Annotated in this window: 11 protein-coding genes; 3 read left to right on the top strand and 8 right to left on the bottom strand. The window is 71.9% G+C overall.

The window, feature by feature from the left end:
• Nucleotides 1-91 precede the first annotated feature (91 nt).
• Complete coding sequence (locus tag AB0D53_RS12435) at nt 92-619, top strand: GNAT family N-acetyltransferase (protein ID WP_362444034.1); 528 nt, start codon at nt 92-94, stop codon at nt 617-619.
• Between the two features lie 8 nt (nt 620-627).
• Here the strand turns inward: AB0D53_RS12435 and AB0D53_RS12430 are convergent, their stop codons facing one another.
• Nucleotides 628-1,263 carry a TetR family transcriptional regulator gene (locus tag AB0D53_RS12430; RefSeq protein WP_362444031.1) on the bottom strand — a complete coding sequence of 212 codons (636 nt, stop codon included), beginning with the start codon at nt 1,261-1,263 and terminating at the stop codon, nt 628-630.
• Nucleotides 1,264-1,431: 168 nt separating this feature from the next.
• On the opposite strand from AB0D53_RS12430, the gene AB0D53_RS12425 reads away from it, so the two are divergent.
• Complete coding sequence (locus tag AB0D53_RS12425; RefSeq protein ID WP_362444028.1) at nt 1,432-2,202, top strand: SDR family oxidoreductase; 771 nt, start codon at nt 1,432-1,434, stop codon at nt 2,200-2,202.
• A gap of 22 nt (nt 2,203-2,224) precedes the next feature.
• On the opposite strand, the gene AB0D53_RS12420 is transcribed toward AB0D53_RS12425, so the two are convergent.
• The 7 genes from AB0D53_RS12420 to AB0D53_RS12390 all read right to left on the bottom strand — a co-directional run bounded on the left by AB0D53_RS12420 (nt 2,225) and on the right by AB0D53_RS12390 (nt 12,641).
• On the bottom strand, nt 2,225-2,746 hold the full coding sequence (locus AB0D53_RS12420) for a DUF4240 domain-containing protein (RefSeq protein WP_362444807.1): 522 nt from the start codon (nt 2,744-2,746) through the stop codon (nt 2,225-2,227).
• Nucleotides 2,747-2,807: 61 nt separating this feature from the next.
• Nucleotides 2,808-3,779 (bottom strand): WYL domain-containing protein, encoded by a 972-nt coding sequence (locus AB0D53_RS12415; protein WP_362444025.1) that lies wholly within the window; start codon nt 3,777-3,779, stop codon nt 2,808-2,810.
• Nucleotides 3,780-3,839: 60 nt separating this feature from the next.
• Entirely contained in the window at nt 3,840-6,509 is a 2,670-nt protein-coding gene (aceE, locus tag AB0D53_RS12410; protein WP_362444022.1) for a pyruvate dehydrogenase (acetyl-transferring), homodimeric type, read from the bottom strand.
• 257 nt (nt 6,510-6,766) lie between these two features.
• Entirely contained in the window at nt 6,767-7,390 is a 624-nt protein-coding gene (locus tag AB0D53_RS12405) for a GntR family transcriptional regulator (protein ID WP_329813855.1), read from the bottom strand.
• Between the two features lie 147 nt (nt 7,391-7,537).
• Nucleotides 7,538-9,316: a 2-oxoglutarate dehydrogenase, E2 component, dihydrolipoamide succinyltransferase gene (gene sucB, locus AB0D53_RS12400; protein ID WP_362444019.1), complete on the bottom strand. Its 1,779-nt coding sequence runs from the start codon at nt 9,314-9,316 to the stop codon at nt 7,538-7,540.
• A gap of 62 nt (nt 9,317-9,378) precedes the next feature.
• Nucleotides 9,379-10,767, bottom strand: coding sequence for a dihydrolipoyl dehydrogenase (gene lpdA / locus AB0D53_RS12395; RefSeq protein WP_362444016.1), 1,389 nt, complete (start codon nt 10,765-10,767; stop codon nt 9,379-9,381).
• 329 nt (nt 10,768-11,096) lie between these two features.
• Nucleotides 11,097-12,641: a leucyl aminopeptidase gene (locus AB0D53_RS12390; RefSeq protein WP_362444013.1), complete on the bottom strand. Its 1,545-nt coding sequence runs from the start codon at nt 12,639-12,641 to the stop codon at nt 11,097-11,099.
• 284 nt (nt 12,642-12,925) lie between these two features.
• Here AB0D53_RS12390 and AB0D53_RS12385 point away from each other — a divergent pair, with 284 nt between their 5' ends.
• Nucleotides 12,926-13,732 carry an endo alpha-1,4 polygalactosaminidase gene (locus AB0D53_RS12385; RefSeq protein ID WP_362444010.1) on the top strand — a complete coding sequence of 269 codons (807 nt, stop codon included), beginning with the start codon at nt 12,926-12,928 and terminating at the stop codon, nt 13,730-13,732.
• Nucleotide 13,733: the final 1 nt, after the last annotated feature.

The following is a 13,733-nucleotide window of genomic DNA, read 5'->3' as shown; positions in this document are numbered from 1 at the left end:
GCAGGGCCCGGCAGGCCCTCGGGTCCGCGGCGCGTGCCGGGCGGCGAAACCGGGCTGACCCGGCCCGGGGCGCCGTGGCACAGTGACGCGCATGCCCGAGATCTCCACGCCCCCGGCCTGCCGCGTCCGCCCCGCCACCCTCCTCGACGAAGCCGCGCTCGGCGAACTCGACCGTGCCACCTGGTCGACGCTGCACGCCGTGATGCCCAGGCCGCAGCCGCCGTACGCGCCGTTCTTCGACGACCGCCACCGGCCCGAGCACTTCCTGGTGGCCGAGACGCAGGACGCGGCGGGCGGGTCGCGCCCGGCCGGATACCTCAGGCTGGTCGCGCCGACCCCGCTGGCCTGCAATTCCCATGTCCGGCAGATACAGGGCCTGGCCGTGGCCGACCGGGCGCGCGGCCGGGGTGTCGCCAGGGCCCTGCTGCGGGCCGCCTTCGCGGCGGCCCGCGACGAGGGGGCGAACCGGATGACCCTGCGGGTGCTCGGGCACAACACGCCCGCGCGCGCCCTGTACGAGTCCGAGGGGTTCGTCGTCGAGGGGGTGCTGCCCGGTGAGTTCTTCCTGGACGGGCGTTACGTCGACGACGTACTGATGGGGCGCCCGCTCGCCCCGTGAGCCGGCACCTACGGTTTGAACAGGCGCATGCCGCCGATGAGTTCGTGCAGGCAGCGCACCGCCAGATCGGCGGGTGAGCCGGGCCCGGCCGTCGGGGAGTCCGTCTGCGCCCAGGCCTCCAGCGCGACCCGTACCGCGTCCGTGGCGGCGGCCGCGGCGAGGCGTACCTCCAGCGGGTCCGCACCGTCGCCCGCCAGCCGGGTCAGCACCGGCAGCAGCCGCTCCTCCGAATCCTGATTGACCCGGTACCAGACGGCCCGCAGTGCCGGGTCGTCCACCGCGGCCCGCAGCAGCCCGCGCGTCCAGCCGAGCTGCTCGGCGCCGTCCTCGCCCGGCACCCGGAGCGCCTCGGTGACCGCCTGCTCCAGGACCGCGGCGAGCGGGGCCCCGGGCTCGGCCGCCTCCAGCAGCGCCCGCCACCGTTCGGCCCCGCCGGAGAGCAGCGGGCCCACCGCGTCCTGCTTGGAGCGGAAGTAGCGGTAGAAGGTGCGCAGCGCCACCCCCGCCCGGCCGGCGATGTCCTCCGCCGTGGTGCCGTCGGGTCCCCGCTCGGCGAACAGCGCGGCCGCGGCGCGCGCGATGTCCAGCTGGGTCGCGGCCTTGCGGCGCTCGGTGAGGGACGGCTGAGTCGGCTCGGTGCTCATTCCCAGGAGATTACCCCGGCAGGGGAATGAGCTGCGTGAAATGCCGTCGTGGCAAAACGTGCCACCTAGGCGTACGGTGGACACCGATCGGGACGTCATCGGGGCGCCGCCGAGACGCATCGGGACAGCAGTCACCGGGCAGTCACCGGGATCGGGAGAGACACAGACATGAACCGCTACGAAGGCCGCCGCGCACTCATCACCGGGGGCGGCTCCGGCATCGGCCAGGCCACCGTCCACCGCCTCCTCGCCGAGGGCGGCCTCGTCGTCGCCGCCGACGTCAACGAGGCCGGGCTGAAGGCCACCCACGACACGGCCGTGGCGAACGGCACCGCCGGGCGCCTCACCACCCTCGTCCTGGACATCTCGGACGAGGCCGCGGTCCAGGCGGGCGTCGCCTCCGCCGTCCAGACCCTCGGCGGGCTCGACGTCCTGGTCAACGCGGCCGGGATCCTGCGCTCCGAGCACACCCACAAGACGTCGCTGGAGTTCTTCAACAAGATCATCGCGGTCAACCTCACGGGGACCTTCCTGGTGATCCGCGAGGCGATCCCCGCCCTGCTGGAGGGCAACGAGCCGGCCGTCGTGAACTTCTCCTCCACCTCGGCGAGCTTCGCGCACCCGTACATGTCGGCGTACGCGGCGAGCAAGGGCGGCATCCAGTCGATGACGCACGCGCTGGCGAGCGAGTACAGCAAGCAGGGGCTGCGGTTCGTCGCCGTCGCGCCCGGCTCGATCTCCTCCGACATGACCAGCGGCAACGGCCCGGGGCTGCCCGCCGACGCCGACATGTCGCTCTTCGTGAAGCTGGCCCCGGCTCTCGGTGCGGGCTTCGCCAGCCCGGACACCGTCGCGGGCGTCGTCGCGATGCTCGGCTCCCGGGACGGGGCGTTCATCACCGGTACGGAGATCCGTATCGACGGCGGAACCCACTTCTGAGGCGAAGGCCCCACAGCGCCGCTCAGCCCGGCCCGAACCGCTCCCAGAGCGAGGGGAAGCGCTCCGCCAGGGCCGCGTCGTCCTCGAAGCCCACGGGCGTCCCCTCGGGCTCGGCGGCCTGGGGCGGCAGGCCGAGGTCCGGGGCGACCACGCCGGTGAGCTGTTCGTACGCCTCGTCGGCGGCGTAGCCGAGATCCTCGCCGTCCCCGTCGATCTCCTCGTCGAAGTCGCCGAGGAGACCGGCGAGGCCGTCCGGGTCGTGCAGGGCGCCCTCGAAGATCTCCCGGCCCTGGCCGATCAGCCAGCAGCGGAAGAAGTCGAAGGCGTCGTCGCTCGCGCCGCCGAGCAGCACGGCGGCGGCGCCCCACAGATCCCAGCGGTACGCGCGGTTGAAACGGGCCTCGAAGTGCCGGGCGAAGTCCAGCACCGCGTCGGGATCGAGCCGCACCAGCCGTTCGACGAGCAGGTCGGCCTGGTCCTCGGGGTCGCCCTCGGCGGCCACGCGGGTGCTGTCGATGATCTCCCAGAACTCCGTCTCGTCCATCACGGGACAAGCATCGGCCCTGGCCGGGGGCGACGCACGCGGACGCGGGGAAAAGGAACCCTCAGCGATAGAGCTCGCCCAGGCGTTCGGCGGCAGCGGCGAAACGGGCCCGCAGAGCGGCCGGCTCCAGGACCTCCGACTCCGGTCCCAGGGACAGCAGTTGACTGTAGGCGACCTCGTCGGACTCGACCGGCAGGGTGAGGGTGAGCCACCCCTCGGCATCGGCCGGGCCGGCCGCTTCCAGGGCGTCGTGGACCGCCGAACGGTCCATGGTGTACGGCAGTCGGCGTACGCCCTCGGGCGACACCCGCACCCTCACCTCGGTCCGCAGCAGCGACCGGGCGAACTGGGCGGCCCGCTCCTCCCAGAAGCCCGGCAGATCGAACCGCTCGTCGCGCCCGAACCGCTCGTCGGTCACCGTCACGGCCGAGAACCGGTCGATCCGGTACACCCGGAAGTCGTCCCCGACACGGGCGCAGACGTACCAGACCCCGGCCTTCAGGACGAGCCCGTGCGGTGCCATCTCCCGCTCCACGTCGCCGTCCCCGCCGCCCCGGCGGTAGCGCGCGCGGACGATCCGGTCGTCCCAGACGGCCTCGGCGACGGCCGGCAGCAGTTCGGGGGTGACCGGCTCCTGGTACCAGCCGGGAGCATCCAGGTGGAAGCGCCGGCCGGCACTCTCCGAGGCGTCCCGCAGCGAGGGCAGCAGGGCCGCCGACACCTTGAGCCGGGCGGCGGACGCGGCGTCCTCCAGGCCCATCTCGCGCAGCGCGGACGGCAGTCCGGAGAGGAAGAGCGCCTCCGCCTCGTCACGGGCCAGGCCGGTCAGACGCGTGCGGTAGCCGCCGACCAGCCGGTAGCCCCCGGCCCGGCCCCGGTCCGCGTACACCGGAACGCCCGCCTCCGAGAGCGCCTGCGCGTCCCGGGTCACGGTCCGCTCGGACACCTCCAGCTCCCTCGCGAGCTCGGCGGCGGTCATGGCGGGACGGGACTGCAGGAGCAGCACCATTCTGATGAGACGGGCAGCGCGCATGCGGCCATTGTGGCCGCACACCGCGTGCGGCGGCCGGGCGTGTGCCCGGCCGCCGTCACCTCACAGCCCGTACCGCTCCCGGGCCTCCTTGACCGAGGCCGCGGTCACCTCGCCGCGGCGGGCCAGCTGGGCCAGGGCCGCGACCGTGACCGAGCGGGCGTCGACGCCGAAGTGGCGGCGGGCCGCGTCGCGGGTGTCGGAGAGGCCGAAGCCGTCCGTGCCGAGCGAGGACCAGTCCTGCTCCACCCACTGGCTGATCTGGTCCGGGACCTGACGCATCCAGTCGCTGACCGCGACGACCGGGCCCGGGGCGCCCTCCAGCGCCTGGGTCACGTACGGCACCCGCTGCTCACCGCGGAGCAGCGCCTCGTCGCACTCCAGCGCCTCGCGGCGCAGCTCGCCCCAGGAGGTGGCGGACCAGACGTCGGCCGTGACCCCCCAGTCCGCGGCCAGCAGCTCCTGCGCCTCCAGGGCCCAGTGGATCGCCGTACCGGAGGCCAGCAGCTGGACCCGCGGGGCGTCGGCCGAGGCCCCGGCGCCCTCCTTGAAGCGGTACAGGCCCTTGACGATGCCCTCCTCGACGCCCTCCGGCATCGCGGGCTGCGGCTTCGGCTCGTTGTAGACCGTCAGGTAGTAGAAGACGTTCTCGGCCTCGGGGCCGTACATCCGGCGCAGACCGTCCTTGACGATCACCGCGATCTCGTACGCGAACGCCGGGTCGTAGTTGAGCGACGCGGGGTTCGTGGCGGCGATCAGCTGCGAGTGGCCGTCCGCGTGCTGGAGGCCCTCACCGGTCAGCGTCGTACGGCCCGCGGTGGCACCGACGATGAAGCCCTTGCCGAGCTGGTCGGCGAGCTGCCACATCTGGTCGCCGGTCCGCTGCCAGCCGAACATCGAGTAGAAGATGTAGAAGGGGATCATCGTCTCGCCGTGCGTCGCGTACGACGTCGAGGCGGCGATGAAGTCGGCCATGGCCCCGGCCTCGGTGATCCCCTCGTTGAGGATCTGGCCGTCCTTGGCCTCCTTGTAGTACATCAGCTGGTCGCGGTCGACCGGCTCGTACGTCTGGCCCAGCGGGGAGTAGATGCCGGCCGACGGGAACAGCGACTCCATACCGAAGGTACGGGCCTCGTCCGGGACGATCGGAACCCAGCGCCTGCCGGTCTCCTTGTCCCGCATCAGGTCCTTGACCAGGCGGACGAAGGCCATGGTCGTGGCCATCTCCTGCTTGCCGGAGCCCTTCTTCAGCGCGGCGAACGCGCGCTCCTCGGGCTGCGGCAGCGCCACCGCGTGCACCCGGCGGGCCGGGGCGGGACCGCCGAGGGCGGCACGGCGCTCCTGGAGGTAGCGGACCTCGGGGGAGTCGGCGCCCGGGTGGCCGTAGGGCACCAGGCCGTCGGCGAAGGCGCTGTCCGGGATCGGGAGTCCGAGCAGCTCGCGCATGTCCTTGAACTCGTCGACGGACAGCTTCTTCATCTGGTGGTTGGCGTTCTTGGACTCGAAGCCCTTGCCGAGCGTGAAGCCCTTCACCGTCTGGGCGAGGATCACGGTCGGCGCGCCCTTGTGCTCGACGGCGGCCTTGTACGCCGCGTACACCTTGCGGGCCTCGTGGCCGCCGCGGGAGGTGTAGAAGCACTCGGCGATCTTCGCGTCGGTGAGCAGCTTCGCCAGCTCGGCGAGCGCGGGCTCGGCGCCGAAGAAGTGCTCGCGGATGTACGCGACGTCGCGGGTGGCGTACGTCTGGAACTGCGCGTCCGGGACCTCCCGGAGCCGGCGGACCAGCGCACCGGTGGTGTCCAGCCGGAACAGCTCGTCCCAGGCGTTGCCCCAGAGCGTCTTGACGACGTTCCAGCCGGCGCCGCGGAACGCGCCCTCCAGCTCCTGGACCACGCGGAAGTTGGCGCGGACCGGGCCGTCGAGGCGCTGCAGGTTGCAGTTGATGACGAAGGTCAGGTTGTCGAGCCGCTCACGGGCCGCCAGCGCGAGGGCGGCGGTCGACTCGGGCTCGTCCATCTCGCCGTCGCCCAGGAAGGCCCAGACGTGCGAGTTCGACGTGTCCTTGATGCCGCGGTTGGCGAGGTAGCGGTTGAAGCGCGCCTGGTAGATCGCCGAGAGCGGGCCGAGGCCCATCGACACGGTGGGGAACTCCCACAGCCAGGGCAGCCGCCGCGGGTGCGGGTAGGACGGCAGGCCGTTGCCGCCCGCCTCCTGGCGGAAGTTGTCGAGCTGCTGCTCGCTCAGCCGGCCGTCGAGGAAGGCGCGGGCGTAGATGCCGGGGGAGGCGTGGCCCTGGATGTAGAGCTGGTCGCCGGAGCCGTCCCCCTCCTTGCCGCGGAAGAAGTGGTTGAAGCCGGTCTCGTACAGCCAGGCCGCCGAGGCGAAGGTGGCGATGTGGCCGCCGACGCCGAAGCGGGAGCCGCGGGTGACCATCGCGGCCGCGTTCCAGCGGTTCCAGGCGGTGATCCTGGACTCCATCTCCAGATCGCCGTCGAACACGGGCTCGGCGGCGGTCGGGATGGAGTTGACGTAATCGGTCTCCAGCAGCTTGGGCAGCGCGAGACCGGCGCCCTCGGCGTGTTCGAGCGAGCGACGCATCAGGTACGCGGCCCGGTGCGGGCCCGCGGCCTTGGTGACGGCATCCAGGGAGGCCGCCCATTCGGCGGTCTCCTCGGGGTCACGGTCCGGGAGCTGGTCGAGCTCGCTCGGAAGCTTTCCTACGGGGTCGGTCATGATCGCCGCCTTCCGGAGTGGAGGGGGGTGGAGAAGGCCCTGACTGGCAGGACAGGGCGATGGGGCCGGTGGGCCCGCGGAGTGAACTGTAAGTCTCCGATCGATGATCGATCAAAGGATGAAGAGCAAAACTTCTCGATATGAAGAAATTGGCATGCGGTGCCGCGAAACAGGGCACGGAGTGACGGGATTTATCGCATGAAAAGGGCGCCCGTCCGCACGGACGAGCACCCCGGGCGACAGATGCGTACCGGTCCTCAGGCGCGCGGCGCGCAGCCGAGCACGTGCGCCTTGGCCAGTACGCCGATGTCCGGGTCCTTGCGCAGGAACGCCTCGATGAGGGCCTCGTGCTCCTCCGCGTACGACTTCTGCACCGTGCCCAGCCACCGGATCGACAGGGCGGTGAACACCTCGATGCCCAGCCCCTCCCAGGTGTGCAGCAGCACGGCATTCCCGGCGGCCCGCACCATCTCGCGGTGGAAGGCCACGGTGTGCCGCACCTGCGCCTCACCGTCGGCCAGCCGGTCCGCCTCGTAGAGCGCCGTCACATGCGGCGTGAGGCGCGAGCAGTCCTCGCCGAGCGCCGGGGCCGCCAGCTCCGCCGCGATCTGCTCCAGGCCGGCCCGTACCGGGTAGCTCTCCTCCAGGTCGGCGGCGGTGAGATTGCGGACCCGCACGCCCTTGTTGGGCGCCGACTCGATCAGCCGGAGCGTCTCCAGCTCCCGCAGCGCCTCGCGCACCGGCGTCTGGCTGACCTCCAGCTCGGTGGCGATCCGGCGCTCCACGATCCGCTCACCGGGCTTCCAGCGCCCGCTGACGATCCCGTCCACGATGTGCTCGCGGATCTGTTCGCGCAGCGAGTGGACGACGGGCGGGGTCATGAGGGGCTCCTTCGGGGCAAACCGGTGCTGTCCGCACCATCACGATTGCCGGGGCGACCGGTGGTGTCTAGACAATACGGCGGCGCCCCCGTCCGGAAGTGTTCCGGACAGGGGCGCCGCTGGTGAGGCTGGTTACAGCCGCGGTGTTCAGAGGCCGAGCTCGACCTCGAACTCACCGGCCTCCAGGATCGCCTTGACCGAGGTCAGGTAGCGGGCGGCGTCCGCGCCGTCCACCAGACGGTGGTCGTAGGAGAGCGAGAGGTACGTCATGTCGCGGACACCGATGACGGTGCCCTCCTCGGTCTCGATGACCGCCGGACGCTTGACCGTGGCACCGATGCCCAGGATGGCTGCCTGGTTCGGGGGCACGATGACGGTGTCGAACAGCGCACCGCGCGAGCCGGTGTTGCTGATGGTGAAGGTGGCACCGGACATGTCGTCCGGCGTCAGGCCGCCACCGCGGGCCTTGCCGGCCAGCTCGGCGGTCTTCTTCGAGATACCGGCGATGTTCAGGTCGCCCGCACCCTTGATGACCGGGGTCATCAGACCCTTCTCGGCGTCCACGGCGATGCCGATGTTCTCCGAGTCGAAGTACGTGATGGTGCCCTCGTCCTCGTTGATCCGGGCGTTGACGACCGGGTGGGCCTTCAGCGCCTGGGCCGCCGCCTTGACGTAGAACGGCATCGGCGACAGCTTGACGCCCTCGCGGGCGGCGAACGCGTCCTTCGCCTTGTTGCGCAGCTTCATCAGCTTGGTGACGTCGACCTCGACGACCGAGGTCAGCTGGGCCTGCGAGTGCAGGGCCTTCATCATGTTGTCGCCGATGACCTTGCGCATGCGGGTCATCTTGACCGTCTGACCGCGCAGCGGGGACGCCTCCAGCTTCGGCGCCTTCGAGGCGGCCGGAGCAGCGGCGGCGGCCGGAGCCGGGGCGGCAGCGGCGGCCCTGGCGGCCTCCGCGGCGGCGACGACGTCCTGCTTGCGGATACGGCCACCGACACCGGTGCCCTTGACCGCGCCCAGGTCGACGCCGTTCTCGGCGGCGAGCTTGCGGACCAGCGGCGTGACGTACGCGCCGTCGTCACCGGAGGTCGCGGCCGGGGCGGCCGGAGCCGGAGCGGCGACCGGAGCCGGAGCGGCCGGGGCCACCGGAGCCGGAGCGGCGACCGGGGCGGCGGGCGCCACCGGGGCCGGAGCCGGCGCGGGGGCGGCCGGGGCGGGGGCGGCCGGGGCGGGGGCGGCCGGAGCCGGGGCCGGAGCGGCCACGGGGGCCGGAGCGGCCGGAGCCGGAGCGGCGGCCGGGGCAGCACCCGCGGCACCGATGACGGCGAGCTTGGCGCCGACCTCGGCGGTCTCGTCCTCGGCGACGACGATCTCCAGCAGCACACCGGAAACCGGGGCCGGGATCTCGGTGTCGACCTTGTCCGTGGAGACCTCCAGGAGGGGCTCGTCCTCCGTGACCTCCTCGCCGACCTCCTTCAGCCAGCGGGTGACGGTGCCCTCGGTGACGCTCTCGCCGAGCGCCGGAAGGGTGACGTCGGTACCGGCGGCGCCACCGGCCGGTGCGGCGGCGGCCGGGGCCTCGACGGCGGGGGCCGGAGCCGCGGCGGGGGCCTCGGCGACCGGGGCCGGGGCCGGGGCGGCCGCGGGCTCGGCGGCCGGAGCCGCGGCGGCCACGGGGGCGCCCGTGCCGTCGTCGATGACGGCCAGCTCGGCGCCGACCTCGACGGTCTCGTCCTCGGCGACCTTGATGGCGGCCAGGATGCCGGCCGCGGGGGCCGGGATCTCGGTGTCGACCTTGTCGGTCGAAACCTCGAGCAACGGCTCGTCGGCCTCGACGCGCTCGCCCTCGGCCTTCAGCCAGCGGGTGACAGTGCCCTCGGTGACGCTCTCGCCGAGCGCCGGAAGGGTTACGGAAACCGACATGGTTTCAGTTGCTCCTTACGAAAGTGCGGAAGTAGGTCGGTCGTCGCGCCCGGTCGACTGGATCAGTCGTGGGAGTGCAGCGGCTTGCCGGCGAGGGCCAGGTGGGCCTCGCCCATCGCCTCGTTCTGCGTCGGGTGGGCGTGGATGAGCTGCGCGACCTCGGCCGGCAGCGCCTCCCAGTTGTAGATCAGCTGGGCTTCGCCGACCTGCTCGCCCATACGGTCACCGACCATGTGGACGCCGACCACGGCACCGTCCTTGACCTGGACGAGCTTGATCTCGCCCGCGGTCTTGAGGATCTTGCTCTTGCCGTTGCCCGCGAGGTTGTACTTCAGAGCGACGACCTTGTCCGCGCCGTAGAGCTCCTTGGCCTTGGCCTCGGTGATGCCCACGGAGGCGACCTCGGGGTGGCAGTACGTCACCCGCGGGACACCGTCGTAGTCGATCGGAACGGTCTTCAGACCGGCCAGCCGCTCCGCCACCAGGATGCCCTCGGCGAAGCCGACGTGCGCGAGCTGGAGCGTCGGGACCAGGTCACCCACGGCCGAGATGGTCGGCACGTTGGTCTGCATGTACTCGTCGACGAGGACGTAACCGCGGTCCGTCGCGACGCCGGCCTCCTCGTAGCCCAGGCCCTGCGAGACCGGGCCGCGGCCGATGGCGACCAGCAGCACCTCGGCCTCGAAGGTCTTGCCGTCGGCGAGGGTCACGCGGACGCCGTCCTGCGTGTACTCGGCGCCCTGGAAGAACGTACCGAGGTTGAACTTGATGCCGCGCTTGCGGAACGCGCGCTCAAGAAGCTTCGAGCTGTTCTCGTCCTCGACCGGGACGAGGTGCTTCAGGCCCTCGATGATCGTCACGTCGGTGCCGAAGGACGTCCACGCCGAGGCGAACTCGACGCCGATGACGCCGCCGCCCAGCACGATCGCGGACTTCGGGACACGGTCCAGCTTCAGCGCGTGGTCCGACGAGATGATGCGGTTGCCGTCGATCTCCAGGCCCGGCAGCGACTTCGGCACGGAGCCGGTCGCGAGCAGCACGTGGCGGCCCTGGACGCGCTGGCCGTTCACATCCACCGAGGTGGGGGAGGAGAGCCGTCCCTCACCCTCGATGTAGGTGACCTTGCGCGAGGCGATGAGACCCTGCAGACCCTTGTACAGGCCCGAGATCACGTCGTCCTTGTACTTGTGGACGGCGTCGATGTCGATGCCCTCGAAGGTGGCCTTGACACCGAACTGCTCGGACTCGCGCGCCTGGTCGGCGATCTCACCGGCGTGCAGCAGGGCCTTCGTGGGGATACAACCGTTGTGCAGGCAGGTGCCGCCGACCTTGCCCTTCTCGATCAGAGCGACGTCCAGGCCCAGCTGCGCTCCGCGCAGGGCCGCGGCGTAACCGCCGCTACCACCGCCGAGGATCACTAGGTCGAAAACGGTGCTGGCGTCGTTCGCCACGTCACGTCCTCCATGCATGTGCGCCGTACGCCGGGCCCCGTCGCTGGGGTGTGACCGGCCGGTCGGCTGGTGTTCGGCCGCTTTGTCATTCGGCCCTGTGGTGGGGGCCCTGTCCTGCCGAGAACCCATCTTCGCACTTGTTGACGGTGAGCGGGACGCGGGGCCCGGGTCTGAGGCGGACGATCATCCGTCTCAGGCGGTTACCGCTGCGTAGACCCCTGCTGATTTCGTCCAGAGCGAAACCGGCCGGATCCGTGCGGCGATGCCATGGGCGTAACGCGTACGGCCCCGGGCCTGTGCCCGGGGCCGTACGTCGCGTTCGGGAGACCTCAGCCGAGGTCGCCGGCGGCGGTGCGCTCGGCCAGCCTGACCAGCGTGCGGACCGCGGAGCCCGTGCCGCCCTTCGGCGTGTAGCCGTACGGCGCGCCCTCGTGGAAGGCCGGGCCGGCGATGTCCAGGTGCGCCCAGGCGATGCCCTCGCCCACGAACTCCTGCAGGAACAGACCGGCCACCAGGCCGCCGCCCATCCGCTCGCCCATGTTGGCGATGTCGGCGGTCGGGGAGTCCATGCCCTTGCGCAGGTCGGCGGGGAGCGGCATCGGCCAGGAGGCCTCGCCGACCTCCTCGGCGATCTCGTGGATGGAGGTACGGAAGGCGTCGTCGTTCGCCATGATGCCGAAGGTGCGGTTGCCCAGCGCCAGCACCATCGCGCCGGTCAGGGTCGCCACGTCGACGATCGCGTCCGGGTTCTCCTCGGAGGCGCGGGTCAGCGCGTCGGCGAGGACGAGCCGGCCCTCGGCGTCCGTGTTGAGGACCTCGACGGTCTTGCCGCTGTACATGTGCAGCACGTCACCGGGGCGGGTGGCGTTGCCCGACGGCATGTTCTCGGCGAGCGCCAGCCAGCCGGTGACGTTGACCTGGAGGCCGAGGCGGGCGGCCGAGACGACGGCCGCGAACACGGCGGCGGCGCCGCTCATGTCGCACTTCATCGTCTCGTTGTGGCCGGCCGGCTTCAGCGAGATGCCGCCCGAGTCGTAGGTGATGCCCTTGCCGACCAGGGCCAGGGTCTTCTCCGCCTTCGGGTGCGTGTAGGCGAGCTTCACCAGGCGCGGGCCGTGGGTCGAGCCCTGGCCGACGCCCAGCAGGCCGCCGTAGCCGCCCTTGACGAGCGCCTTCTCGTCCAGGACCTGCACCTTGATGCCGTGCTCCTTGCCCGCGGCGGTGGCCACGGCGGCGAAGGACTCGGGGTACAGGTCGTTCGGCGGGGTGTTGATCAGGTCGCGGGCGCGGTTGATCTCCTCGGCCACCGCGACGGCGCGGTCGGCGGCCGCCTTGAACGCCTTGTCGCGCGGCTTGGCGCCGAGCAGGGCGACCTCGCCGAGCGGGAGCTTCGGGCCGTTGCCGTTCTTCTTGCCCTTGGGGGCGAGCTTGTTCTCGCCGCCCTGGTAGGCGGTGAAGGCGTACGCGCCCAGGAGCGCGCCCTCGGCGATCGCCTCGGCGTCCTCGGCGGACGCGACGGGCAGCGCGAAGCCGGCCTTCTTCGAGCCGCTCAGGGCGCGGGCGGCCGAGCCGGCGGCGCGGCGCAGCGGCTCGGTGCCGTACGCCTCGTCCTTCTCCGGGACGGCGCCGAGCCCGGCCGCGATGACGACCGGGACCTTGAGGCCGTCGGGCGCGGGGAGCTTGGTCACCTCGCCCTCGGCACCCGTGGCGCCCAGGGCCTCCAGGACGGTGGCGAGCTTTCCGCCGAACGCCTTGTCCACGGCCTCGGAGCCCGGTGCGAGGACCGGCCCCTTGGCGCCCTTGGCGACGCCGACGACGAGTGCGTCGGCGCGCAGCGTCGCCGCACCGGCAGTGCTGAGAGTGAGAGCAGTCACGGTGGTGAAATCTCGCTTCCGTTGAGTTCGTTGTCGGTCGAGGGGTGGGCCGACCGTGCCCGGCGCATCGTAGACGCCGCCGCAATGTGCCGGGAATGAGCCTACGCGCGCCATTGCTGCGGGATCACGGCGGCGGGCCGTCGGTGGCCTGTTGTGGGCCCCCGGGACCGGTCCGGGGCGTCGGGGGGCGGGGGCCATGAGGCCGGAACCGGGCGTGGACGTAGGGTCGTTGGCGGTGCCGGACCGACAAGGGGAGAACCATGCACGCCTGTGGGGCCGCACGCGTGAGGCGGGCAGGCCGGCCGCTGACCGCCGCCGTACTGACCCTGCTGGTCCTGCTGACCGGCTGTACCTCGGCACCGGAACCCTCCGGGAAGGACCGCTGGCGGCCCGGGCCGGGCACCGGCTGGCAGTGGCAGCTCTCCGGCCGGCTGGACCCGACGGTGGACGTCCCGGTGTACGACATCGACGGCTTCGACCACAAGGCCGCCGCGGTCGGCGATCTGCACCGCCGGGGCCGCAAGGTGATCTGCTACCTCTCCACCGGCGCCTGGGAGGAGTTCCGTCCGGACGCCGGGAAGTTCCCCGCCGCGATACGGGGAAGGAGCAACGGCTGGGAGGGGGAGTACTGGCTCGACATCCGCCGTACGGACATCCTGGAGCCGCTGATGGAGCGGCGCATCGAGATGTGTGCCGAGAAGGGGTTCGACGCGGTCGAGCCGGACAACATGGACGGCTACCGCAACCGCACCGGCTTCCCGCTGACCGCGGCCGACCAGCTGCGCTACAACCGGCTCATCGCCCGGATCGCGCACCGCCACGGGCTCGCCGTCGGCCTGAAGAACGACCTCGGGCAGATCCCGGAGCTGGAGCCGGACTTCGACTTCGCGGTCAACGAGCAGTGCGCGCAGTACGAGGAGTGCGGGGAACTCACCCCGTTCGTGAAGGCCGGCAAGGCCGTCTTCCACGTCGAGTACGAGCTGCCGGTCGGCCGGTTCTGCGCCGAGTCGCAGCGGCTGGGGCTCAGCTCGCTGCTGAAGAAGTACGAACTCGGCGTGTGGCGCCAGGAGTGCCCGAAGGCCCGTACCTGAG

Source organism: Streptomyces sp. NPDC048295, assembly GCF_040652135.1.
Classification (GTDB): Bacteria; Actinomycetota; Actinomycetes; order Streptomycetales; family Streptomycetaceae; genus Streptomyces.
Note: the sequence above shows the minus strand (reverse complement) of the source record. Positions and strands in the feature narration are given on the sequence as shown.

What these genes read in the sequence shown, in the direction of transcription:
- AB0D53_RS12435 (WP_362444034.1), top strand. Translation starts at nt 92, where the DNA reads ATGCCCGAGATCTCCACGCCCCCGGCCTGCCGCGTCCGCCCCGCCACC.
- sucB (WP_362444019.1), bottom strand. Translation starts at nt 9,316, where the DNA reads ATGTCGGTTTCCGTAACCCTTCCGGCGCTCGGCGAGAGCGTCACCGAG.
- aceE (WP_362444022.1), bottom strand. Translation starts at nt 6,509, where the DNA reads ATGACCGACCCCGTAGGAAAGCTTCCGAGCGAGCTCGACCAGCTCCCG.
- AB0D53_RS12425 (WP_362444028.1), top strand. Translation starts at nt 1,432, where the DNA reads ATGAACCGCTACGAAGGCCGCCGCGCACTCATCACCGGGGGCGGCTCC.
- AB0D53_RS12420 (WP_362444807.1), bottom strand. Translation starts at nt 2,746, where the DNA reads ATGGACGAGACGGAGTTCTGGGAGATCATCGACAGCACCCGCGTGGCC.
- AB0D53_RS12430 (WP_362444031.1), bottom strand. Translation starts at nt 1,263, where the DNA reads ATGAGCACCGAGCCGACTCAGCCGTCCCTCACCGAGCGCCGCAAGGCC.
- AB0D53_RS12415 (WP_362444025.1), bottom strand. Translation starts at nt 3,779, where the DNA reads ATGCGCGCTGCCCGTCTCATCAGAATGGTGCTGCTCCTGCAGTCCCGT.
- AB0D53_RS12405 (WP_329813855.1), bottom strand. Translation starts at nt 7,390, where the DNA reads ATGACCCCGCCCGTCGTCCACTCGCTGCGCGAACAGATCCGCGAGCAC.